Source organism: Streptomyces sp. NPDC053560, assembly GCF_044544605.1.
GTDB lineage: Bacteria > Actinomycetota > Actinomycetes > Streptomycetales > Streptomycetaceae > Streptomyces.
Window position 1 is genome coordinate 247287 of record NZ_JBITXI010000006.1, and the last position, 23602, is coordinate 270888.

The window sequence follows — 23602 nt, forward strand, 5'->3', positions numbered from 1 at the left end:
AGAGGCCAGTCTTGGACGTGCAGCCGATATGGGGGGCGCCGCGGGAGCGGCATCGGCGGCGGCAGGGGGGAAAGGTCCTGCTCGCTCCGGTGCTCGGGGCGCTGATGGTGCTGGTGGCCGCGTGCGGGGGCAGCGGTGACGAGGGGGACAAGGGCGGCGGGGACACGCCGTCGCGGGCGACGGTGAAGATATCCCCGAAGGACGGCGCCGCGGGCGTCGCCACGAACGGGGCCCTGAAGGTGACGGTCGACAAGGGCACGCTGAAGTCCGTGACCGTCAAGGACCGCAAGGGCAAGAAGGTCGAGGGCAGGCTGTCCAGGGGCGGCAGCGTCTGGCAGCCGGCCGGCCATCTGGCCAACGCGACGGAGTACACCGTCGACGCGGTGGCCAAGGACTCCGAGGGCCGCGAGGCCGCCGAGCACGCCGACTTCACCACCCTGACCCCGAAGAACACCTTCGTCGGGCGCTATGTGCCGGAGGACGGGCAGACGGTCGGCGTCGGGATGCCGGTCGATCTGCGCTTCACCCGCGGCATCACCGACCCGAAGGCGGTGGAGAGGGCGATCAAGGTGACGGCCGAGCCGTCGGTGCCCGTCGAGGGGCGCTGGTTCGGCAACGACCGCCTGGAGTTCCGCCCGGAGAAGTACTGGAAGCCGGGCACGAAGGTCACGCTCACCATGAACCTCAACGGCGTCGAGGGCCGCCCCGGGGTGTACGGGACGCAGAACAAGAAGGTCACCTTCACCGTCGGCCGCAGTCAGGTCAGCACGGTGGACGCGGAGTCGCACCGGATGACGGTGGTCCGCGACGGCAAGAAGATCAAGACCCTGCCGATCACGTCGGGCGCGCCGGGCACCGAGACGTACAACGGCAAGATGGTGATCAGCGAGAAGCACCCGGTGACGCGGATGAACGGCGAGACCGTCGGCTTCGGCGGGGAGTACGACATCAAGGACGTGCCGCACGCGATGCGGCTCAGCGACTCCGGCACGTTCATCCACGGCAATTACTGGTCGGGGCAGTGGACGTTCGGCAACCGCAACGCCAGCCACGGCTGCGTCGGGCTCTTCGACTACCGGGGCGGCTCCACGTCCACGCCCGCCGGCTGGTTCTACGAGAACTCCCTGATCGGTGACCTGGTCGTCGTCAAGAACTCGCACGACCGCACCATCCAGCCCGAGAACGGGCTGAACGTGTGGAACATGCCGTGGGAGGAATGGAAGAAGCCGCAGCCCGTCCAGGCGGCGCAGTAGCGGCCGGGACGGCGACGCGGGGGTCCCGTCGGCGGGGGAGCGCCGACGGGACCGCGCGCGGTCGCACGGCGCGGTCGGACGGCGCGGCCGCACTGTGACGAGATGCACCGGCGACGTTCCCGTGAACGGCCATTAACCTGCCTGCATGACTGTGAACTTCGAGGTCGCCGACGGGGTCGGCACCATCCGCCTGGACCGCCCGCCCATGAACGCGCTGGACATCGCCACCCAGGACCGGCTGCGTGAGCTGGCCGCGGAGGCGACCCGCCGCGACGATGTCCGCGCCGTGGTCATCTGGGGCGGCGAGAAGGTGTTCGCGGCCGGCGCGGACATCAAGGAGATGCAGGTGATGGACCACGCGGCGATGGTCGCCCGGTCCAGGGCCCTGCAGGACTCCTTCACCGCCGTCGCCCGCATCCCCAAGCCCGTGATCGCCGCGGTGACCGGGTACGCGCTCGGCGGCGGCTGCGAGCTCGCCCTCTGCGCCGACTTCCGCATCGCCGCGGAGAACGCCAAGCTGGGCCAGCCCGAGATCCTGCTCGGCCTGATCCCCGGCGCGGGAGGCACCCAGCGCCTCGCCCGTCTCATCGGTCCCTCCAAGGCCAAGGACCTCATCTTCACCGGCCGTCAGGTGAAGGCCGACGAGGCGCTCACGCTCGGGCTGGTGGACCGCGTGGTTCCCGCCGAAGAGGTGTACGCGCAGGCGCACGCCTGGGCCGCCCGGCTGGCCGCGGGCCCGGCGATCGCGCTGCGCGCCGCGAAGGAGTCGGTGGACGCCGGTCTGGAGACCGACATCGACACCGGACTGACGATCGAACGCAACTGGTTCGCAGGCCTGTTCGCCACTGAGGACCGCGAGACGGGCATGCGCAGCTTCGTCGAGGACGGCCCGGGCAAGGCCAAGTTCCGCTGACCCGGCAGGTGTTGGCGGGGCGCGCGGGAAGCCGGCGCGCATGCGTGCCCCTTGTGGGGGAATGATGTGAGGCTCAAGGGAGCCTTATGGAGTGCCCCGCGCGCGGTCTCGACGCTCCGCGGCGACCGGGATGACCGTGCAGGTCAGACGGGGCGTACCGGCCGGTTGCCTGCCCACGGCATATGACCGGAGGGGGTGCGGGAACCGCGGATTCCGGGAGACCGATTCCCGCGGTTCCGCCCCCGTACCGTGTCGGTTGCGTCCATGATGGTGGCATGGCGGGCCTCGAAGGCAGGGAGCAGCCGCAGCCGCGAGCCGGTACGGCTGCCGCGCGCTGGGTTCTGCCCGCCCAGGATGTGGAGGGGGAGAGTGCCAGGGTGACGGCTGCCGCTCGGGGGGACGGAGCGTCGAGGGCGCTCGATCTCATCGGTGACCCCGCCCTCGACGAGGTGCGGCTCCCCTCGCGACCCGAATCGGCGGCGACCGCACGCCGGTTGACGCAGTCCGTACTGCTGAAACAGTGGTCGCTGACGCCCGCGCTCGCCGAGCACGCCGTACTGCTCGTGTCCGAGCTGGTCGGCAACGCCGTACGGCACACCGGAGCCCGGACGTTCGGCCTGCGGATGCTGCGGCGCCGAGGCTGGATCCGCATCGAGGTGCGCGATCCGTCGCGCGGCCTGCCCTGTCTGATGCCGGTCCATGAGCTGGACGTGAGCGGGCGCGGGCTCTTCCTCGTGGACAAGCTCTCCGACCGCTGGGGCGTCGACCTGCTGCCGCGCGGCAAGACGACGTGGTTCGAGATGCGGGTGACGGACCGCGCGTGAGCGCGGCGCGGTGAGCCGTGCCGCTCGTGCCCGGAAACGTGACTGGGGCCCTTCCGCGCTGTCGGCGGAACGGGCCCCAGTTGTCGCGCGCCGGCGGACGGAAGGGGTGTGTCCGCGGCGCAGATACGACCTGGCCCGGGTCAATGGGGGTCGTTGCCCCGACTATCGCAGGCAGGGCAGGCGGCTGCCAAAAGGGCATTTCGGTCATGTGCGGAAGTATCGGTGGTAATCCTCGGTCGATCCAAGGTGAGTTGTGCCACCGACCTTCCAATTGCCGCTCTCACTTGGGTAATCGCTGAGTAATTACCGAATTCGCCCGATGGTTATGCGGACCGTGCGGCGGGCGTCGGCCGAGACCGGCGTTCCCCCCTGGGAGCCGGCCGCGGCGGTCCGTAGGATGGGGCGCCGAAGCCGCCCGGCGCCGGGCGGCACCGGACACCGGGGAGGGAGCGGCCGCATGGGAGCGACGGGACGTGCGCACCGCTCGGCCGCCTGGACGCTGCTGGTCCTCCTCGCGGTGGTCTTCGCGCCGCTGCTCTGCCGGACGGGCGGCGGCACACCGGCCGCGACGGCGCCACGGACGGCGGCCGTGACCCCGGCCCACGCGGCCCCCGTCGCACAGCGGACCGAGGCCGTGACCCCGTCGCACGTGGCCCGGACCGCGGTTCCGGCCCACGCGGCCGTCACCTCGCAGTCCGCGGACCCGGTCCCCGTGGCCGCGTCCGCGCCGAAGAGGTGTGCGCCGCACGACGCGCCCGCGTCCGGCGACAGCGCGCCCGCGCCCGCCACGCACCGCGGCGAGCCGTTCGCAGCGCCGGCGGCCGTGCCCGCGCCATACCTCTCCCACGACCCCGCCCGCTGCGCCCTCGCCCGGCCGCCCACCGGCCCGGCGCCCGCCGCCGACCCCAGCGCCCTCCTGACCGTCCTGCGGATATAGCGCCACCCCGCGCGCCGGCGCCCCGGGCACCTCGGTGCCCCGGCAGCCGTACGCGCGAACCGGCGCAGCCTCTCCGTATCCGCATCCGCACGTCAGGAGCACACCCATGTCCGCATCCGCTTCGCCGGGCCGCCGTCTCGCGGCCGTCGGCGCGATCCTCGCCCTCATCGTCGGCCTCGTCGCCATCGGCGTCGCCGTCGGCACGGCCGTCGAGGGCGGCGGCGACCACACCTCCGCCGAGCCCGGCCCCGCCGCCTCCGTCTCGGAGTCGGATCCCGGCGGCCGCCGGCAGATGTACGACGACATCGAGAAGAAGACCTCGCGCCGGGAGAAGGGCGACGCGCTGGCCGTCGGCCGGACCGACGCGCCCGTCGTCCTGGTCGAGTACGCCGACTACCAGTGCGGCTTCTGCGGCCGCTTCGCCCGCGAGACCCAGCCCGAATTGATCAAGAAGTACGTGGACAAGGGCGTCCTGCGCATCGAGTTCCGCAACTTCACCATCTACGGCGAGGACTCCGAGCGGGCGGCGCGCGCCTCCTGGGCCGCCGGACGGCAGGGCAAGTTCTGGGAGCTGCACGACGCGCTGTACGCCAAGAGCCGCAAGGGCAAGGCGCTCGCCGAGGACAAGCTGACCGAGCTGGCGCGCGACAGCGGCATCGAGGACATCGACCGCTTCCGGCGCGACATGAAGAGCGAAGCGGCGGCGGACGCGCTCGGCCGCGACCAGCGCGAGGGCTACGACCTCGGCGTGCAGTCCACCCCGTCGTTCCTGGTCAACGGCGAGCCGATCGCCGGTGCCCAGCCGACCGCCACCTTCACCCAGGCCATCGACGAGGCCGCCGCGCGCGCGGGGGAGAACGGGGGCGGCAAGTGAGCGACATCGGCTACCTCGCCGCCTTCCTGGGCGGCGCCCTCGCCCTGCTCAGCCCGTGCAGCGCGCTGCTGCTGCCGGCGTTCTTCGCGTACTCGCTCGCCACGCCCGGCCGGCTGCTGGCCCGTACCGGCGTCTTCTACCTGGGGCTGGCGGCCACGCTGACGCCGCTCGGCGCGGCCAGCACCGCCGCCAGCCGGCTCTTCAACGGCCACCGCGACCTCCTCATCGCCGTCGGCGGCTGGGTCGTGATCGCGATGGGCGTGCTGCAGATCCTGGGCCTGGGCTTCGCGTCCCGCCGCGCGCAGTCCGCCGCCGCCCGGATCACCCCGCGTTCGGCCGTCTCCACCTTCCTGCTGGGCTGCGTCTACGGCCTCGCGGGCTTCTGCGCCGGGCCGATCCTGGGCGCGGTGCTGACGGTCACGGCGGTCAGCGGCTCGCCGGTGTACGGCGCTTCGATGCTGGCCGTGTACGCGCTGGGGATGGCGCTGCCGCTGTTCGTACTGGCCCTGCTGTGGGACCGGTTCCAGCTGGGCCGGCGCGGCTGGCTGCGGGGGCGGGAGTTCGGCCTCGGGCCGCTGCGGCTGCACACCACCTCGCTCGTCTCCGGGCTGTTCTTCATCGGCATCGGCGTGCTCTTCCTGACGTTCAACGGCACGAGCGCGCTGCCCGGAATCCTCGGGACCGACGCGGAATTCCGGCTGGAGGAATGGGTGGCGGCGGCCGGGGACGCCGTGCCGGACACCGTGCTGCTCGCGGTGGCCGCGCTGGCCGTCGCCGCGGTGCTCGGCCGCATCGCGCTCCGCCCGGACAAGAAGACGAAGGACTGATCCCACTCATCGGCCGGCGGTGGGGCCATTCGGCTCATATCCGGCGCGGCGGCCGGTGACCTTCCGTGGCGTGCGCGGGATGTCGCCGGCCGGCCACTAGCTTGCCGTGGCATGGACGCCCTCCTCTTCGCCGGTCTCTTCGCCACCTTCCTGTGCGTCGTGGGCCAGAAGAGCCGAATGGCGGCGGTCGCGGCGTGGTCGGTGATGTTCGCCGCTGTCGTCTGGCTGGCGGCACATCACGTCACGGGCGCCGTCGTGCCCGGTCTGCCGCAGTGAAGCGTGCCGCGCCCGCCGGCCCGCGCCGACCGGCGGGCCGGAACCGACTGGACCGGAGATCTTCTCGCTCATGAGCGCACTACTGACCGGGCGGATGACCACGCCGCTGAGCACGCCGGCGATTCCCGCGCTGGAGCCCGGTCCGCCGGGCGTCATCGCCCGCGCGCAGTACTGGTTCGCCTGCCTCTTCGCGGCCGGCTGGACCGCCGTTCTCGGCGGCGGGCTCTACCTCCAGCTCGCCTGGGGCGAACACCCGTGCCCGCTCTGCGTCGTCCAGCGGATGTTCATGGTGCTGGCGCTGCTGGGCGCCGCCCACATCGTCCGGCAGGGGCTGCGCGGCACGGTGCCGCGCCGGGACTACCTCATGGGGTGGGGGCTCGCGCTCGTCGGCTGTACTGCCGGTGCGCTGGTGGCGGGGCGGCAGGCGCTGCTGTACCTGCTCGCCGGTGACGGCGGCGGGGCGGTCGGCGGTGCACCGGCCGGGGCGTACGGCAGCACCGTGCGGGGCGTGCCGTCCGACGTCTGGGCGTGGTTCTTCTTCCAGGCGTCGGTGCTCGCGATCGGGGCCGTGCTGGTCACCTCGCACCTCACCACCGCCCGGCGGATCCCCGCGCGGGGCGCGCCCCACGCGGCGGGGGTGGGCGTGCTGTTCCTCGCCGGGGCGGTCGTCGCGGCGAGCGCGGTGGCCGTCTTCCTGGAGGCGGGGCTGCACGTCTTCCTGCCGGTCGCCCCCGGCCGCTACCAGCTCTTCTACGACCTGGGGCTGGTGCGCTGAGCCGGGCAGGCCGCCCGGGTCAGGCGCTGCGGCGCAGCGGCGGATGCGGGTGCGCGTCCGCCCGGCGCCGGCGGTCGTTGCACAGCAGGCACTTGCCGTAGCCGGGCGGCAGCGGGTCCTCGGGGTCGCCGTACAGCGGGTCGACGGCGCCGTGCGGATGGGCGGCGCAGCCGGTCGGACTGCCGGCCGGCCCGGTGCCGGGGGCGATCGATCCGGCGGTGGTCAGGGCGTGCCGCAGGACGTCGACGAGCCGGTCGGCGTCCTGTCGGCTGGGGGCCTGCTGCAGGCCCGAGGCGAGGTCGGCGGCGAGAGTGAGCGCGGTCTGGAGTTCGCGCAGGTCTGCGTAACTCATGCCCCGGAGCGTAGGCGCACCCACTGACAGTTGATCTTCCGATCGCACTTCGTGGCATCCCATGCGCCGATGCATGCCCGCCCGCGGCCGCGATTCACCACCGCGGAGCGGAAGCCCCCCTTGCGGAGGCATGACGTCCGGGTGACGGGCGGGACGCCGGCGACGGGCGCCGGACGTCCCGCCCCGGTCGCCGGGCCCGGTCCGGGCACGCCCGTGCCCGCACCCGGTCCCGGCCCCGGCGTCCGTGTCGGCTCAGGGCGCGATCGGGAGCTCGCGCTTGTGGGCGGTGAGGCGGTAGCGGCGCACGATCGTGTCGAACGTCTGCTCGCTGACCGGCTTGCCCTCCAGGAAGTCGTCGAGCTCGTCGTACGTGACGCCGAGCGCCTCCTCGTCCGCCTTGCCCGGGGACAGCGTCTCCAGGTCGGCGGTGGGGACCTTCCAGACCAGCTCGGAGGGGGCGCCCAGCGCGTCGGCCACCGCGCGTACCCGCCGCTTGGTCAGGCCGGTCAGCGGCACCACGTCCGCCGCGCCGTCGCCGAACTTGGTGAAGAAGCCCGTCACCGCCTCGGCGGCGTGGTCGGTGCCGACGACCAGGCCGTCCCGGGCACCGGCCACCGCGTACTGCGCGATCATGCGCTGCCGGGCTTTGATGTTGCCCTGGACGAAGTCCTGGTGGTGCGCGTCGCGGAAGGGGACACCGGAGTCCAGCACGGCCTGCAGGGCCGCGTCGCTGGCCCCCTTCACGTCGACGGTGAGCACCTCGTCCGCCTTGATGAAGGAGAGCGCGAGCTGCGCGTCGTGCTCGTCGGCCTGCACGCCGTAGGGCAGCCGCATGGCGTAGAACGTGGCGTCGTGGCCCGCCTCACGGGCCCGCTCCACCGCGAGCTGGCAGAGCCGGCCCGCGGTGGTGGAGTCCACGCCGCCGCTGATGCCGAGCACCAGGGAGCGCAGCCCCGTGCTCGTCAGCCGCTCGGCGAGGAAGGCCACCCGGCGCTCGATCTCCTCCTGGGCGTCGAAGGACGCGGACACCTGGAGATCCCGGGCGATCTCCTGCTGCAGGCTCATGGACGCCGGGTCGGTCACAGTGGCTCCTCGTGGTCTCGCTGTGGCGCCAGGGCGTGCGGAGGGGCTGGCGGCGCCGGCGCACAGGCGCGTACGTACGAGGAAACTCTATTCTTCGTTGGCCCAGGACTTCAGCGCGGCCTTGCTGGAGAACTGGCCGACGTTCTTGTCCAGGGGATTGTCGGTGTACTGGTGGAAGCGCCACTTCGCCTTGATCCGGGGGTGCCCGGCCTTGACGTAGTCGGCGATCCACAGGCCGTCGCCGGCGTACGACGTGGTGTCGTGGTTGAGCCAGAAGTCGCGGTTGCAGTACAGGAGCACCTGGTGGCGGTCCGGGCGCAGGGCCTTCACCTCGCGGATGAACTGGTCCTTCTGCGCGTTGCTCGCGTAGGTCCCGGCGCTGGTGCGCTCCCAGTCGACGATCAGGACGTCGCCCAGTCTCGACGCGCACTTCTCGACGAAGTAGCGGGCCTGCGCCGCGATGTTCCCCGGCCACAGGAAGTGGTAGAAGCCGACCACGCAGCCGGCCTCGCGGGCCCGCGAGGCCTGCGAGCTCTGATGCGGATTGATGTAGGAACGGCCCTCCGTCGCCTTGATGAAGACGAAGTCCAGGCCCTTCGTGGAGTAGGTGGGCTGATACGAGCTGACATCGACGCCGTGCAGCATTGCACTCCTCCCGCAACCGTGCGATTACCAAGCGTCACTGCGGTCCGCCTTCATGGACATGCCCGCTGACGCCGGGCCCCAAAGGTGCTCTTGCCCTCCGGTCGTGCTTCGTCGCTCCCCTCGACGTCCCCCGTGCACGACGGCTGTGCACGCTGTGCGACAAGTGCCGTCGGTGAGCAAACGCCTCTCGGCGTACGGGAGTTCCCGTGGGTAATACGGATACGGGGTGCGGGCCGGGCGCGCAAGCAAAAAACGGCAACGGGTCCGACCCGGAAAGGGATCGGACCCGCTGTCGGGAGTGAGCAGTCAGGCCGGAGGGCGGGGCGCGTAGCGCGCCACCAGCGCGGTCAGGGCGGCAATCATGATCAGCATTACGAGAATCACCAGCGTCGCCTGCCCCGAACTCCCGGGACCATTCCGTGATCTGGATCACATGAGGAAGGGGCGGGTGTGACGGCGCGTACGCCGGTGGCCGGGCGGCCCGGTCAGCACTCGATGATGTTCACCGCGAGCCCGCCGCGCGCCGTCTCCTTGTACTTCACGCTCATGTCGGCGCCGGTGTCCTTCATGGTCTTGATGACCTTGTCGAGGGAGACGTGGTGCCGGCCGTCGCCGCGCAGCGCCATACGGGCCGCCGTGACCGCCTTCACCGAGGCCATGCCGTTCCGCTCGATGCACGGGATCTGGACCAGGCCGCCGACCGGGTCGCAGGTCAGGCCGAGGTTGTGCTCCATGCCGATCTCCGCGGCGTTCTCCACCTGCTCCGGGGAGCCGCCCAGCACCTCGGCGAGGCCGCCCGCCGCCATCGAGCAGGCCGAGCCGACCTCGCCCTGGCAGCCGACCTCGGCGCCGGAGATCGAGGCGTTCTCCTTGAAGAGCATGCCGATGGCGCCCGCCGCCAGCAGGAAGCGGACGACGCCGTCCTCGTCGGCGCCGGGCACGAAGTTCATGTAGTAGTGCAGAACGGCGGGGATGATGCCGGCCGCGCCGTTGGTGGGCGCGGTCACCACCCGGCCGCCGGCCGCGTTCTCCTCGTTCACCGCCATCGCGTAGAGCGTGATCCACTCCATGGCGCGCGCCTGCGCGTCCCCCTCGGCGCGCAGCGCGCGGGCGGCGTTCGCGGCGCGCCGGCGCACCTTCAGGCCGCCGGGCAGGATGCCCTCGCGGCTGGTGCCGCGGGCGACGCACGCCTGCATGACGTGCCAGATCTCCAGCAGCCCGGCGCGGATCTCCTCCTCGGTCCGCCACGCCTTCTCGTTCTCCAGCATCAGCGCGGAGATCGACAGGCCGGTCTCCTGGGCGAGCCGCAGCAGCTCGTCGCCGGTGCGGAAGGGGTACTTCAGCACGGTGTCGTCGAGGACGATCCGGTCGGCGCCGACCGCGTCCTCGTCGACGACGAAGCCGCCGCCGACCGAGTAGTACGTCTTCTCCAGCAGCGGGGCGCCGTGCTCGTCGTACGCGAAGAGCGTCATGCCGTTGGCGTGGTACGGCAGCGAGCGGCGGCGGTGCAGGATCAGCTCGGTCGACTCGTCGAAGTCGATCTCGTGCACATCGCCTATCTCGGCGTCCAGCAGCCGCAGCCGCTTGGTGGTGCGGATGCGCTCGACCATGTCGTCGGCCCGCTCGACGTCCACGGTGCGCGGGGAGTGGCCCTCCAGGCCGAGCAGGACGGCCTTGGGGGTGCCGTGGCCGTGCCCGGTGGCGCCGAGCGAGCCGAACAGCTCGGCCCGTACGGAGGTGGTCTGCGCGAGGAGGCCGTCCTTCTTGAGACGGCCGACGAACATCCGCGCCGCGCGCATCGGGCCGACCGTATGGGAGGAGGACGGGCCGATGCCGATGGAGAAAAGGTCGAAGACGGAGATGGCCACGGTGGCGGACTCCTTTGTCGGCTCGTGGTGGGCGGTCGTGCGCGGCCGTGCGACAGCACGCGCCAGAAGGGGAGGGGTCGGGCGGCCGAAGAGGTGTGACGTTTCTGCGCCGACGGACGGAAAACGCCGGTTGTCGGATCGGTACCGGTTGTCGAGCGTAACGCGCCCGGGGGACGGACGGTGCATGTGCGGGCGAATCCACCCGTGATGCGCGTGACGTGCTGGTGACGTGGGTTCCCTGTGAGCGGGCGCGCACACCACGGGCCCGGGACATCCTGCCCCGGGCCCGTGAAGCCCGTACGACCGGCCGGTTGCCCTACTTGGCCAGGCCGGGGTACAGCGGGTGCTTGTCCGCCAGCGCGGTGACGCGGGTCTTCAGCGCCGCCGCGTCGTACTCCGGCTTCAGTGCCAGCGCGATGATGTCGGCGACCTCGCGGAAGTCCTCGGTCTGGAAGCCGCGGGTGGCCAGCGCCGGGGTGCCGATCCGCAGACCCGAGGTGACCATCGGGGGCCGCGGGTCGTTCGGGACGGCGTTGCGGTTGACCGTGATGCCGACCTCGTGGAGGCGGTCCTCGGCCTGCTGGCCGTCCAGCTCGCTGTCGCGCAGGTCGACCAGGACCAGGTGCACGTCGGTGCCGCCGGACAGCACGTTGACACCGGCCTCACGCGCGTCCGGGGAGGTCAGACGCTCGGCGAGGAGCCGGGCGCCCTCGACGGTGCGCTGCTGGCGCTCCTTGAAGTCCTCCGAGGCGGCGACCTTGAAGGAGACCGCCTTGGCCGCGATCACGTGCTCCAGCGGACCGCCCTGGAAACCGGGGAAGACCGCGGAGTTCAGCTTCTTCGCGAAGTCCTTGTTGCGGGCCAGGATGATGCCGCCGCGCGGACCGCCGAGCGTCTTGTGCGTGGTGGAGGTGACCACGTCCGCGTAGGGCACCGGGTTCGGGTGCAGACCCGCCGCGACCAGGCCGGCGAAGTGCGCCATGTCGACCCACAGCTTCGCGCCGACCTCGTCGGCGATCCGGCGGAACTCGGCGAAGTCCAGCTGGCGCGGGTAGGCGGACCAGCCCGCGATGATCACCTTGGGGCTGTTCTCCTTGGCCAGGCGCTCGACCTCGGCCATGTCGACCAGGCCGGCCTCGTCCACGTGGTAGGCGACCACGTTGAACTGCTTGCCGGAGAAGTTCAGGCGCATGCCGTGGGTGAGGTGCCCGCCGTGCGCCAGGTCCAGGCCGAGGATCGTGTCGCCGGGCTGGGCGATCGCGAAGAGCGCCGCCTGGTTGGCGGAGGCGCCGGAGTGCGGCTGCACGTTGGCGTACTCGGCGCCGAACAGCTCCTTGACCCGGTCGATCGCGATCTGCTCGGTGACGTCGACGTGCTCACAGCCGCCGTAGTAGCGGCGGCCCGGGTAGCCCTCGGCGTACTTGTTGGTGAGGACCGAGCCCTGGGCCTCCATGACCGCGGCGGGAGCGAAGTTCTCCGACGCGATCATTTCGAGGGTGGACTGCTGACGGTGGAGTTCGGCGTCGACAGCGGCGGCGACGTCGGGGTCGAGCTCATGGAGGGAGCTGTTCAGAAGCGACATGAGTCTTCCTGGGTGGGAGCCACCGAGGGGACGGCCCTCGGCACGGCGGGCGGAATCCAATAAGGGGCGCGAAGCTCCAATTGGGGCGGTGGCGGGTGACGGGCGGGTCAGCCGGCGGTGAAAGCGGTGTACTCGTCGGCGGTGAGCAGGTCCTCCGGCTCGCCGCTCAGCTTCACCTTGAACAGCCAGCCGCCCTCGAACGGGGCGGAGTTCACCAGCGAGGGGTCGGCCACCACGTCCTCGTTGATCTCCGTGACCTCACCGTCGACCGGGGAGTAGAGATCGCTGACGGACTTGGTCGACTCCAGCTCACCGCAGGACTCGCCCGCGGTGACGGTGTCGCCGACCTCGGGGAGCTGGGCGAAGACCACATCGCCGAGCGCGTTGGCCGCGTGCTCGGTGATGCCGACCGTCGAGACGCCGTCCGCGGCGTCCGACAGCCACTCGTGCTCCTTGCTGTAGCGGAGCTGCTGGGGGTTGCTCATGGTTCGATTCTCCTGGATGCGGGGGAATGATCGTGCAGAGGGTCTTGACAGGTGAGACGCGACTGCGTCGCTTCTACCGGCAGGACGGCCGTCCCGCGGCCATTTTCCTGGCCGGAGCGTGCCGTGCGGTCACTTCTCCCGCTTGTAGAAGGGCAGCGCGACGACCTCGTACGGCTCGTGCTTGCCGCGGATGTCGACGGCCACCCCCTTCGTACCGGGCTCGGCGTGCGCCGCGTCCACGTACGCCATCGCGATCGGCTTGCCCAGCGTGGGGGAGGGGGCACCGGAGGTGACGGTGCCGATGGCGGTGCCCTCCGCGTCCACGACGGGGTAGCCGGCGCGCGGCACCCGGCGGCCCTCGGCGATCAGCCCGACGAGCTTGCGCGGCGGGTCCTGCTCGGCCCGCTCGGCGGCGGCCGCCAGCGCGTCCCGGCCCACGAAGCGGCCGTCGTTCCCGGGCTTCTCGAACTTCACGACCCGGCCGAGGCCCGCGTCGAAGGGGGTGAGCGAGGTGGACAGCTCGTTCCCGTACAGCGGCATGCCCGCCTCCAGGCGCAGCGTGTCGCGGCAGGACAGGCCGCAGGGGACCAGGCCCGCGTCCTTGCCGGCCTCGGTCAGCGCCTCCCAGAGGGCGGCCGCGTCGGCGGGCCGGACGAACAGCTCGAAGCCGTCCTCGCCGGTGTAGCCGGTCCGGGCGATCAGCGCGGAGACGCCCGCGACGGTGCCGGGCAGGCCCGCGTAGTACTTCAGCCCGTCCAGATCGGCGTCCGTGAGCTGCTTCAGGATTCCCGCGGACTCCGGGCCCTGGACGGCGAGCAGCGCGTACGCGTCACGGTCGTCCCGTACGGCGGCGTCGAAGCCGGCCTGCCGGGCGGTCAGCGCGTCCAGCACGGTCTGCGCGTTGGAGGCATTGGCGACGACCATGTACTCCTGGTCGCCCAGCCGGTAGACGATCAGGTCGTCCAGGATCCCGCCGTCCTCCTGGCAGATCATCGTGTACCGGGCGCGGCCGGGCTTGACCGAGCCGATGTTGCCGACCAGCGCGTGGTCCAGCAGGTCGGCCGCCTGCGGCCCGGTGACGGTGATCTCGCCCATGTGGGAGAGGTCGAAGAGGCCGGCGCGGGTGCGGACGGCGACGTGCTCGTCGCGCTCGCTGCCGTAGCGCAGCGGCATGTCCCAGCCGGCGAAGTCGGTCATGGTCGCGCCGAGGGCGCGATGCGTGGCATCGAGCGCAGTGAGTCGTGCGCTTCGTCGCGAAGCGACTCCATCTGGGGCGGTGGCGGGCGACGGGCGGGCTTCACTCATGGCTGCGGGCTCCCGAAGTGGACGACAGGGACGTATCGGACGTCTCCCCATCTGTCATCGGAACCTGAGAGGTTCACCGACAGCCCCCAAGAGGACCTCGGCTTGCACCTTGGGTGGGGCCGCACCGGCGTGCGGCCCGCTTTTCAGATCTGCCTCGTCCGCGCAGTACAGGGGCCTGAGAGATTCAAGGGAGGACTTGCTCCTTCGGCGCCCCGCCGTGGCCTGGCGGGAACTCTCCCGCGCGGATTCAAGCGGCCGGTATGCAGTTGGCGGCCGGCGTCGGGTACGGCGGCCGGCGCGCACATCATTGCACGGGATCGCCGGATCCAGGAGCCCCGGCCCGTGCCGCCCCGCCGGCCCGGGACCAACCCGCCATGACCTGCCCTCCGCTTGAAGCTCATTACCTTTTCTTGACACTCTGCGGGTAGGGGGGCGGCAGTGAACGGAACGGGGAGGGCGATCACGGTGCAGAGGCAAGCCGTATATGCGACGTCGGCAGGGGTCGCGCGCGGCGCGGTGCCCCGCCGCGCCCGCACACCCAAGACGGTGGTGCGTCCGGGCCGCGGCGCCCGCGTGACGGACCTGCGCGGCGCGGAGGGGAAAGCGCGCGTCCGCGAGCTGGACTTCCCCGCGCGCTGCCTGGTGGTCGTCTCGGGTCTGCCCGGCGGCGGCAAGAGCACACTGATGCAGCGCGTGGTCCCGGCGGTGGACCGGGCCGGGGCGCCCGTCCACCGCATCGACTCCCAGGACGTACGGGAGCGCTGGGAGGCCGGCCGGCTCGGCGCGCTGCCGTACGGCCTGCTCCGGCCGCTGGTGCGGATCGCGCACTACCACGGCCTGTGGCGGGCGCTGTGCTCCGGCGCCAGCGTCGTGGTGCACGACTGCGGCACGGTCGCCTGGGTGCGCCGCTGGATCGCGCGCACCGCCCTGCGGGGCGGCCGCGAGCTGCACCTGCTGCTGCTCGACGTGCCCGCCGGCGTCGCGCTGTCCGGCCAGCGGGCCAGGGGCCGCGGGGTGTCCGGCTACGCCTTCGCGCGGCACCGGCGCGCGGTGCGCCGGCTGCTCGCCAGGGCCCGGGCGGCCCGGCTGCCGAAGGGGTTCACGGCCACGGTGCTGCTGGACCGGCGGGCGGCCGAGGCACTGGAACGCGCGACGTTCGGCTGAGAGCCTGGGTACGACACTGCCGCGTCTCCTGTCCGGGCTTCGGGACGGGGGGGCGAAGCGTCCGCGGCGGGCCGCTAGGGTTTTCGATCAGGCAGTGCGGTACGAAGCGGGTGGGTGACCATGGACATTCCGGAGCAGAGCATCCCCGGTCAGGGCGTTTTCGAGCAGGGCATTCCGCAGTTGGCCTGGCCGGCCAACGAGCTGGAGGAAGTGCTCGCGGCGTCGGTGGGTCATCCCGGGGCCGGCGCCCGGATCGTCGAGGTGCTCGGCCGCAGCCGGATATGGGTGCCGCTGCCCAAGGGCGGCGGCCCCGAGAGCGCCGGCTTCGGCGCGCCCGGCCTTGACCTGCCCACCGTGGAGCTGCCCGACGGCCTGGCGTACGTGCCCGTCTTCAGCTCCGAGCAGGAGTTCCTGCGGGTCGTCGGCGCGCACATGTCCTTCACGGTGGCACCGGCCCGCGAGTTCGCCCGCGGCCTGCCCCCGAAGATCGGTATCGCGGTGAACCCGGACGGCACGGTCGGCGTCCCGCTGCCGCCGCCCGCCGTGGCCGAGCTGTGCCGCGGTGACGTGCCCCGCGAGGGGCTGCCGTCCGGCGGCCGGGTGCGGCTGTACGAGCCGGACTGGCAGGACGAGCCGGTGGACTTCCTCGCCGCCGCGGGCCTGGAGTTCTCCGGCGTACCGCACGTCACCACCGCCCGCCGCTGCCTGGCGAACATCGAGGGCGACGCGCCCACCCTCTTCGTCGGCGTGCAGGTCGCCGACCCGGCGGCCGCCCTCCAGGACCAGACCCAGCGCGACATCGCGCTCGGGGCGCTGGGCCGGGCGCTGGGCGCCGTGGAGGTGCCCTGGCCGGTCCAGCTGGTCATGCTGGACATCGCACAGGACCCGGTCGTCGACTGGATGCTGGAGCGCGTGCGGCCCTTCTACACGCAGGACCTCGTGTAGCCCGTAGGGCCGGGGCCGGCCGCGGCCCGTGCCGGACCGATCGGCGCGCGCCCGGACCACGCCGGGATCCGGCCCGTAAGCTGGTGGGACGACGGGCGGGCACCCCCACGTGCCCGACGGGAGAAGGGACGGGGACACGTGAGCGCGGGTGCGCATCAGGGAGCGGCGGCCGGCCAGGTCGAGCAGGTGCTGCAGCAGGTCTCGCCCGGCCGGTACGACGCCTATGAGGCGCTGCTGCAGGCGCTGTCCGGCGGCCAGGTGTGGATGCTGCTGTGGCAGGGCCAGGCCGGGGCCCCCGATGCGCAGTACGGGAACATGGAGGTCGACGGGCTCGGCTACGCACCGTGCGTGACCTCCCCCGCCGAGCTCGCGGCCAGCGGCTGGACCCGCGCCCACGAGGTCGTGCCCGGCGCCGAGATCGCCGCCGCCCTCTACCCCGACCGCTGGGGCCTCTGGCTGAACCCGCACGCGCCCGGCGGCGGCGTCGGCATCCCCTGGCTGGACCTGCGCCGGATCGCCGGCGGCCTGGACCGGCTGCCCGCGGGGCCCCTGCGGATCACCGAACCGGTCGTGGAGATCCCGCAGTTCTACGCCCTGCTCGGGCAGAACGCGCACCGCACGCCCGCCGTCCGCTCGCTGCGCCGGGCCTGGGTGCAACCGGCCCTCGGCGTTCCCTATCTCGCGATCGGCCTGGATCTGTACGACACGGGCCGGGCCGCGGTGGAATCGGTACGGCTGATGATGCAGCAGTCCATCGGCGCGGTTCCGGAGGGACTGCCGGTCTCCACGGTGGCGATGGAGGACGAGTACGACCCCGTGGCCATGTGGATGCGGGCCTACTCCCGCCCCTTCTTCGACCGTGGGGCGCACGGCCCGGCCCCGGCTCCGGCCGCCTCGTACGGTTACGGCTACCCCGGCCCCCACTGACGTCCCGCGCGGACGGGAGCGCGGCGTCCCCGGCCGCCCTCCCGTGTGCCGTAGTGTGCCGAATTGCCCCTGTGTGTACCCCGGTTGAGGCTGGCGTGAACCGGCTGTCAGGACCGCTCAGCCGTCCGTGATGTCCGTATAACGGTATGCCGTGGAGCACATCACAGTTGCGCATCCTTTCCTCGGCAGGACTGGTGACTGATCGCGACTCGGATGAAGACTCCCGCAGCAGGGGTCTAGACCCTGTGTGCGACGAGCAGTTGGACCGCTGTCGCGCGGACATCCGAAGACCGATGAGCTGCAAGACCTCCGGGCGTCCGCCGGCGTGCACACCAGTGAGTGAACCGAGCCGCCGACGCGGCGGGCGTGGCCGGCCGCAGGGCGGGCCGAGAGGGGTCAAAGGCACTGTGACCGCACCGATCGAGACCACCGGGGCGGCTGCTGAGGCGCAGCCGGAAGCGGTGCTGGAAGGCGTCGGGAGCAAGCGGATCGAAGGCCGCTCGCTCGGCCAGATCGCCTGGCTGCGCTTCAAGCGCGACAAGGTCGCGGTGGCGGGTGCCATCGTTGTCATCCTCCTCATCGTCATCGCCGCGCTCTCCCGCCCCCTCCAGTCGCTCCTCGGCCTGGACCCGAACGAGCCGAATCAGTCGCTGATCGACCCCAACACCACCCTGCCGCTGGGCGACCTGGGCGGCATGAGCGCGGACCACCCGCTCGGCGTCGACCCCAAGTTCGGCCGCGACCTGCTCGCGCGGGTCCTGGAGGGCTCCTGGGTCTCGCTGATCGTCGCGTTCGGCGCGACCCTGCTGTCGGTGGCGATCGGCACGGTCCTCGGCGTGGTGGCGGGCTACTACCGCGGCCGGGTGGACGCGGTGATCAGCCGGATGATGGACGTCTTCCTGGCGTTCCCGCTGCTGCTCTTCGCCATCGCCATCTCCGCCTCGCTGCAGGGCGGCGCCTTCGGCCTGGAGGGCCTGCCGCTGCACATCTCGGTCCTGATCTTCGTGATCGGCTTCTTCAACTGGCCCTACATGGGCCGCATCGTGCGGGCGCAGACCCTGTCGCTGCGCGAGCGCGAATTCGTCGACGCGGCCCGGGGGATGGGTGCACGCGGACCGTTCATCCTCTTCCGTGAGCTGCTGCCGAACCTGGTGGGGCCCATCGTGGTCTACTCCACGCTCCTGATCCCCTCCAACATCCTCTTCGAGGCGGCCCTCAGCTTCCTCGGTGTCGGTATCCAGCCCCCTCAGGCCTCCTGGGGCGGCATGCTCAACCAGGCGGTCAAGTACTACGAGGTCGACCCGCAGTACATGCTCGTCCCCGGCCTCGCGATCTTCGTCACCGTACTCGCGTTCAACCTCCTCGGTGACGGTCTGCGGGACGCGCTGGACCCACGCAGCCGCTGACGCCGCTTCCGCGGCGCCCGGGCGGTCCCGGCAGTTCCACTCGAAGTTTCCGACGAACGAAGGGGAAACCGACCATCATGCGAAGGTCAGTCCCGGTCGCGGCGATCGCGGCCATATCCAGTGCGGGCCTTTTGCTGGCCGGCTGCAGTGGCGGCAAGGACTCCGCCAACGGATCGTCCGAGGCGAACGCCGCCACCAAGGGGGTCGTCAACGCCTCGAACGAGAAGGGCGGAACGCTCAACTACGCGATCAGTGACGCCCCCGAGTCCTTCGATCCGGGCAACACGTACTACGCCTTCATCTACAACTTCAGCCGTCTCTACGCGCGTCCGCTGACCACCTTCAAGCCGGCCCCCGGCGAGAAGGGCAACGAGCTGGTGCCGGACCTCGCCGAGTCGATGGGCAAGCCCTCCGACGGCGGCAAGACCTGGACGTACAAGATCCGCAAGGGCGTGAAGTACGAGGACGGCAAGGAAGTCACCTCGCAGGACGTCAAGTACGCGGTCGAGCGCTCCAACTTCGCGCGGGACACCCTCTCCCTCGGCCCGAACTACTTCCAGCAGTTCCTGGTGGACGAGGACAAGTACAAGGGCCCGTACAAGGACAAGTCCAAGGCCGGGCTGAAGTCCATCGAGACGCCGGACGACCACACGATCGTCTTCCACCTGAAGAAGCCGTTCGCGGAGTTCGACTACCTGGTCTCGGCGCCGCAGACCGCCCCGGTCCCGCAGGCCAAGGACAAGGGCGCGGAGTACACCCGCTCCGTGGTCTCCACGGGCAGCTACAAGTTCAAGAGCTACCAGGAGGGCAAGCAGCTCGTCCTGGAGCGCAACCCGCAGTGGTCCGCCAAGACCGACCCGCTGCGCAAGCAGCTCCCGGACAAGATCGTCCTGAAGATGAAGGTCGCCCAGTCGACCATCGACAAGGACCTGCGCTCCGGCAACACCCACATCGACCTCGCCGGGCGCGGCGTGGACGGCCAGACCCAGGCCCAGCTGCTGACCAGCAACTCGGAGAAGGCCAACACCGACAACGCGCTCGGCCAGCGGCTGGTCTACACGGCGATCAACTCCAAGGTGAAGCCGTTCGACAAGCTGGAGTGCCGCCAGGCCGTCCAGTACGCGATCGACAAGAAGGCCGTGCAGACCTCGCTCGGCGGTCCGATCCGCGGTGACATCGCCTCCACCGTCCTGCCGACCGACATCGCCGGGTACCAGAAGTTCGACCAGTACCCGCAGAAGTACGACGCCAAGGACAAGCTGGACCTGACCGAGGCGAAGAAGAAGTGGAAGGAGTGCGGTGCCGGCAAGGTCGACACCACCATCCTCGCCCGCTCCGACCGCCAGGACGAGGTCGACGCGGCCACCACGGTCATCGACTCGCTGAAGAAGATCGGCATCAACGCCAAGATCCAGCAGTACCCGACGAGCAAGTACTTCTCGGACTACGCCGGTGTGCCGAAGTTCAACAAGAAGAACAACGTCGGTCTGATCATGATGCAGTGGGGCTCGGACTTCCCGACCGGCTACGGCTACCTGCAGCAGATCCTGAACGGCAAGGCGATCAGCCAGTCCGGCAACACCAACCTCTCCGAGCTGGACGACCCGGAGATCAACAAGCTGCTCGAGAGCGCCATCGCCGACACCGACCAGGCCGCGCGCGAGAAGGCGTACGCCGAGATCGACAAGAAGACGATGGAGCAGGCGGTGATCGTGCCGCTGACCTACTTCAAGGTGCTGATGTACCGCTCGCCGGAGGCCACGAACCTGGTGTCCACCTCGGCCTTCAGCGGTCAGTACGACTACCTCAACGTCGGCGTCAAGAAGTAGCAGCCCCGGAAGGCAGGTGAAGGCATTGGTGCCCGCCGGCGGCGGCCGGCGGGCACCGACGCCGCAGTCCCGTGTTCTCGTACATCATCCGCAGGCTGATCAGCGCAGTGATCCTGCTGCTGATCGTCAGTGCGGTCACCTTCGGCATCTTCTTCCTGCTGCCGAAGCTGGCCGGGCAGACCAGCGACCAGCTCGCCCAGCAGTACATCGGCAAGGCACCCACGCCCGCGGACATCGCCGCGGTGAAGAAGAACCTCGGCTTGGACAAGCCGGTGTACGAGCAGTACTGGGACTTCCTCAAGGGCATCTTCGTCGGCGTCGACTACAAATTCGGTCCCGAGGCGGTGCACTGCCACCGGCCGTGCTTCGGGTACTCCTTCAAGACCCACATCGAGGTCTGGCCCGAGATCCAGTCCCGGCTTCCGGTGACCCTCTCGCTGGCCGCCGGTGCCGCGGTGGTCTGGGTCGTCTCCGGCGTGGCCACCGGCGTGCTCTCCGCGCTGCGCCCCGGCTCGCTCTTCGACCGCGCCGCGATGGGCGTGGCGCTGGCCGGTGTCTCGCTCCCCATGTTCTTCACCGGCGCCCTGGCGCTGGCCCTCTTCACCTACCAGTGGCCGATCTTCGAGCGCAGTGACTACGTACCGCTGCTGGAGGATCCGTTCGGGTGGGCGCGCACCCTGGTCCTGCCCTGGGTGACCCTGGCGTTCCTCTATTCGGCGCTGTACGCCCGGCTCACCAGGGCGGGCATGCTGGAGACGCTGAACGAGGACTTCATCCGCACCGCACGCGCCAAGGGCCTGCGCGAGCGCAAGGTCGTCGTCCGGCACGGTCTGCGCGCCGCGCTCACGCCGATCATCACCGTCTTCGGCATGGATCTCGGCCTGCTGCTCGGCGGCGCGCTCATCACGGAGCAGGTCTTCTCCCTCCAGGGCGTCGGCGCCTTCGCCGTCCAGGCGATCACCGGCAACGACCTCCCCAACATCCTCGGCGTCACCCTGCTCGCCGCCTTCTTCATCGTCCTGTGCAACCTGGTGGTGGACGTCCTGTACGCCGCCGTCGACCCGCGGGTGAGGCTCTCGTGACCGACTCCGAAGAACTGACGCGGACCGGCCCCGACGCGGGCTCGTCGGCGATCGCCGAGCCCGTCGCGGAGGGCGGCGCGGAACCCACCGCCTTCCTCGAAGTACGCGACCTGAAGGTCCACTTCCCGACCGACGACGGTGTCGTGAAGTCCGTCGACGGGCTCTCCTTCAAGCTGGAGAAGGGCAAGACCCTCGGCATCGTCGGCGAGTCCGGCTCCGGCAAGTCCGTGACCTCGCTCGCCGTGATGGGCCTGCACCAGGCGTCGCGCCGGCAGCGCAGCAAGGTCCGGATGTCCGGCGAGATCTGGCTGGACGGCAAGGAGCTGATCGGCGCCGACCCCGACGACGTACGGCGGCTGCGCGGCCGCGAGATGGCGATGATCTTCCAGGATCCGCTGTCCGCGCTGCACCCCTATTACTCGGTCGGCAACCAGATCGTGGAGGCGTACCGCGTCCACCACGACGTGGACAAGAAGACCGCGCGCAAGCGGGCGATCGAGATGCTGGACCGGGTGGGCATCCCGCAGCCGGACAAGCGGGTCGACGACCACCCGCACCAGTTCTCCGGCGGCATGCGGCAGCGCGCGATGATCGCGATGGCGCTGGTCAACAACCCCGAGCTGCTGATCGCCGACGAGCCGACCACCGCGCTGGACGTGACCGTCCAGGCGCAGATCCTGGACCTGATCCGGGACCTGCAGAAGGAGTTCGGCTCGGCGGTCGTCATCATCACCCACGACCTCGGCGTGGTCGCCGAGCTCGCGGACGACCTGCTGGTGATGTACGGCGGGCGGTGCGTGGAGCGCGGCCCGGCCGAGAAGGTCTTCTACGCGCCGCAGCACCCCTACACCTGGGGCCTGCTCGGCTCGATGCCGCGCATCGACCGCGCGCAGACCGAGCGCCTGATCCCGGTCAAGGGATCCCCGCCCAGCCTGATCAACGTCCCCGCCGGCTGCGCCTTCAACCCGCGCTGCCCGTACGCGGACGTACCGAAGGACAACCTCACCCGTACCGTCCGCCCCGAGCTGCGCGAGGCCGCCAATGAGGGCGTAGCCGGCGGGGGAGGGCACTTCTCCGCCTGCCACATGGCGCCGGAGGAGCGGGAGCGGATCTGGACCGAAGAGATTGCGCCGAAGCTGTGACCGAGACGACTGACGCGAAGAACACGACGGTGGCGGCACCGCCCGACGGGGAAGCGGCCGCACCGCTGCTGAAGGTACGCGGCCTGGTCCGCCACTTCCCGATCACCAAGGGGTTGCTGAAGCGCCAGGTGGGCGCGGTGCAGGCGGTCGACGGCATCGACTTCGACGTGTACCCGGGCGAGACGCTGGGCGTGGTCGGCGAGTCCGGCTGCGGCAAGTCGACGATGGGCCGGCTGATCACGCGGCTGGACGAGCCGACCGGCGGCAGCATCGAGTTCGAGGGCCGGGACATCACGCATCTGTCGACCGGCGGGATGCGCCCGATGCGCCGCGACGTCCAGATGATCTTCCAGGACCCGTACGGCTCGCTGAACCCGCGGCACACCATCGGCGGGATCATCGGCACCCCCTTCCGGCTCCAGGGCGTCGAGCCCGAGGGCGGGGTGAAGAAGGAGGTGCAGCGGCTGCTGGAGCTGGTGGGCCTGAGCCCGGAGCACTACAACCGGTATCCGCACGAGTTCTCCGGCGGCCAGCGCCAGCGCATCGGCATCGCCCGTGCGCTCGCCCTCAAGCCCAAGCTGGTCGTCGCCGACGAGCCGGTCTCCGCGCTGGACGTCTCCATCCAGGCCCAGGTCGTGAACCTGATGGACGACCTCCAGGAGGAGCTGGGCCTGACGTACGTGATCATCGCGCACGACCTCTCGGTCATCCGGCACGTCTCGGACCGGATCGCGGTGATGTACCTCGGCAAGATCGTGGAGCTGGCGGACCGCGACTCCCTGTACGACGCGCCGATGCATCCGTACACCAAGGCGCTGCTCTCCGCCGTGCCCGTACCGGACCCCAAGCGGCGCACCGAGCGGGACCGCATCCTGCTCAAGGGCGACGTGCCCTCGCCGATCGACCCGCCCTCCGGCTGCCGCTTCCGGACCCGCTGCTGGAAGGCGACGGAGGTGTGCACCACGACGGAGCCGCCGCTGGTGGCGCTGCGCACCGGCCACCGGGTGGCGTGCCATCACCCGGAACTCGAGTCCGATGTGCCGCTCAGCGGCGGGGCGGCCGACCAGGCGCCGGAGGCCGCGCCGAAGTAGTGGAGCAGTAGGGCGGG

At 71.1% G+C, this 23602-nt stretch carries 23 protein-coding genes and 1 riboswitch; of the genes, 16 read left to right on the forward strand and 7 right to left on the reverse strand.

Annotated elements, in window-relative coordinates; all coding sequences use genetic code 11:
• Positions 1–11: 11 nt before the first annotated feature.
• The 8 genes from ACIGQF_RS16525 (at position 12) to ACIGQF_RS16560 (ending at position 6679) form a co-directional block, all read left to right on the forward strand.
• A complete protein-coding gene (locus ACIGQF_RS16525) occupies positions 12–1253 on the forward strand; it encodes an Ig-like domain-containing protein (protein WP_399710535.1) in 1242 nt (413 codons plus the stop codon).
• Positions 1254–1398: 145 nt separating this feature from the next.
• A complete protein-coding gene (locus tag ACIGQF_RS16530; RefSeq protein ID WP_399710537.1) occupies positions 1399–2166 on the forward strand; it encodes an enoyl-CoA hydratase/isomerase family protein in 768 nt (255 codons plus the stop codon).
• 275 nt (positions 2167–2441) lie between these two features.
• Positions 2442–2990, forward strand: a complete 549-nt coding sequence (locus tag ACIGQF_RS16535) for an ATP-binding protein (RefSeq protein WP_361555877.1) — start codon at positions 2442–2444, stop codon at positions 2988–2990.
• 457 nt (positions 2991–3447) lie between these two features.
• The gene (locus ACIGQF_RS16540) at positions 3448–3927 is read left to right on the forward strand and encodes a hypothetical protein (RefSeq protein WP_399710540.1); all 480 of its coding nucleotides are present in this window, start codon (positions 3448–3450) and stop codon (positions 3925–3927) included.
• Positions 3928–4033: 106 nt separating this feature from the next.
• Positions 4034–4801 (forward strand): DsbA family protein, encoded by a 768-nt coding sequence (locus ACIGQF_RS16545; RefSeq protein WP_399710542.1) that lies wholly within the window; start codon positions 4034–4036, stop codon positions 4799–4801.
• Positions 4798–5628: a cytochrome c biogenesis CcdA family protein gene (locus ACIGQF_RS16550; RefSeq protein WP_399710544.1), complete on the forward strand. Its 831-nt coding sequence runs from the start codon at positions 4798–4800 to the stop codon at positions 5626–5628. Before ACIGQF_RS16545 ends, ACIGQF_RS16550 begins: the two co-directional genes overlap by 4 nt.
• 111 nt (positions 5629–5739) lie before the next feature.
• Entirely contained in the window at positions 5740–5904 is a 165-nt protein-coding gene (locus ACIGQF_RS16555; RefSeq protein WP_399710546.1) for a DUF5993 family protein, read from the forward strand.
• Positions 5905–5974: 70 nt separating this feature from the next.
• Entirely contained in the window at positions 5975–6679 is a 705-nt protein-coding gene (locus tag ACIGQF_RS16560; protein ID WP_399710548.1) for a disulfide bond formation protein B, read from the forward strand.
• A gap of 19 nt (positions 6680–6698) precedes the next feature.
• Here the strand turns inward: ACIGQF_RS16560 and ACIGQF_RS16565 are convergent, their stop codons facing one another.
• From ACIGQF_RS16565 to gcvT, 7 genes are all read right to left on the reverse strand, one after another.
• A complete protein-coding gene (locus ACIGQF_RS16565; RefSeq protein ID WP_399710550.1) occupies positions 6699–7031 on the reverse strand; it encodes a hypothetical protein in 333 nt (110 codons plus the stop codon).
• A 252-nt stretch (positions 7032–7283) separates the two neighbouring features.
• Positions 7284–8114 carry an ammonia-dependent NAD(+) synthetase gene (gene nadE / locus ACIGQF_RS16570; RefSeq protein ID WP_399710552.1) on the reverse strand — a complete coding sequence of 277 codons (831 nt, stop codon included), beginning with the start codon at positions 8112–8114 and terminating at the stop codon, positions 7284–7286.
• Between the two features lie 87 nt (positions 8115–8201).
• Positions 8202–8759, reverse strand: a complete 558-nt coding sequence (locus ACIGQF_RS16575) for a GH25 family lysozyme (protein WP_361555901.1) — start codon at positions 8757–8759, stop codon at positions 8202–8204.
• Positions 8760–9244: 485 nt separating this feature from the next.
• Positions 9245–10627, reverse strand: a complete 1383-nt coding sequence (locus ACIGQF_RS16580; protein WP_399710554.1) for an L-serine ammonia-lyase — start codon at positions 10625–10627, stop codon at positions 9245–9247.
• Between the two features lie 316 nt (positions 10628–10943).
• Positions 10944–12209 carry a serine hydroxymethyltransferase gene (gene glyA, locus ACIGQF_RS16585; protein ID WP_399710556.1) on the reverse strand — a complete coding sequence of 422 codons (1266 nt, stop codon included), beginning with the start codon at positions 12207–12209 and terminating at the stop codon, positions 10944–10946.
• A gap of 107 nt (positions 12210–12316) precedes the next feature.
• Positions 12317–12694 (reverse strand): glycine cleavage system protein GcvH, encoded by a 378-nt coding sequence (gcvH, locus tag ACIGQF_RS16590; RefSeq protein ID WP_399710558.1) that lies wholly within the window; start codon positions 12692–12694, stop codon positions 12317–12319.
• Between the two features lie 129 nt (positions 12695–12823).
• Positions 12824–13999 carry a glycine cleavage system aminomethyltransferase GcvT gene (gene gcvT, locus ACIGQF_RS16595; RefSeq protein WP_399710560.1) on the reverse strand — a complete coding sequence of 392 codons (1176 nt, stop codon included), beginning with the start codon at positions 13997–13999 and terminating at the stop codon, positions 12824–12826.
• 153 nt (positions 14000–14152) lie between these two features.
• A riboswitch (glycine riboswitch) is annotated at positions 14153–14249 on the reverse strand.
• A gap of 215 nt (positions 14250–14464) precedes the next feature.
• On the opposite strand from gcvT, the gene ACIGQF_RS16600 reads away from it, so the two are divergent.
• The 8 genes from ACIGQF_RS16600 (at position 14465) to ACIGQF_RS16635 (ending at position 23585) form a co-directional block, all read left to right on the forward strand.
• Positions 14465–15163 (forward strand): AAA family ATPase, encoded by a 699-nt coding sequence (locus tag ACIGQF_RS16600; protein WP_399710562.1) that lies wholly within the window; start codon positions 14465–14467, stop codon positions 15161–15163.
• A 120-nt stretch (positions 15164–15283) separates the two neighbouring features.
• Positions 15284–16108, forward strand: a complete 825-nt coding sequence (locus ACIGQF_RS16605; RefSeq protein ID WP_399710973.1) for an enhanced serine sensitivity protein SseB — start codon at positions 15284–15286, stop codon at positions 16106–16108.
• Positions 16109–16246: 138 nt separating this feature from the next.
• Positions 16247–17035: an enhanced serine sensitivity protein SseB C-terminal domain-containing protein gene (locus tag ACIGQF_RS16610; RefSeq protein WP_361555919.1), complete on the forward strand. Its 789-nt coding sequence runs from the start codon at positions 16247–16249 to the stop codon at positions 17033–17035.
• 407 nt (positions 17036–17442) lie between these two features.
• On the forward strand, positions 17443–18441 hold the full coding sequence (locus ACIGQF_RS16615) for an ABC transporter permease (RefSeq protein ID WP_361555922.1): 999 nt from the start codon (positions 17443–17445) through the stop codon (positions 18439–18441).
• A 77-nt stretch (positions 18442–18518) separates the two neighbouring features.
• On the forward strand, positions 18519–20270 hold the full coding sequence (locus ACIGQF_RS16620; RefSeq protein WP_399710565.1) for an ABC transporter substrate-binding protein: 1752 nt from the start codon (positions 18519–18521) through the stop codon (positions 20268–20270).
• Between the two features lie 71 nt (positions 20271–20341).
• Positions 20342–21352 (forward strand): ABC transporter permease, encoded by a 1011-nt coding sequence (locus ACIGQF_RS16625; protein WP_399710567.1) that lies wholly within the window; start codon positions 20342–20344, stop codon positions 21350–21352.
• Complete coding sequence (locus tag ACIGQF_RS16630) at positions 21349–22494, forward strand: ABC transporter ATP-binding protein (protein WP_399710569.1); 1146 nt, start codon at positions 21349–21351, stop codon at positions 22492–22494. The genes ACIGQF_RS16625 and ACIGQF_RS16630 overlap by 4 nt, the downstream gene beginning before the upstream one ends.
• Positions 22491–23585 carry an ABC transporter ATP-binding protein gene (locus tag ACIGQF_RS16635; RefSeq protein ID WP_399710571.1) on the forward strand — a complete coding sequence of 365 codons (1095 nt, stop codon included), beginning with the start codon at positions 22491–22493 and terminating at the stop codon, positions 23583–23585. The genes ACIGQF_RS16630 and ACIGQF_RS16635 overlap by 4 nt, the downstream gene beginning before the upstream one ends.
• The last annotated feature ends 17 nt before the right edge of the window (positions 23586–23602 follow it).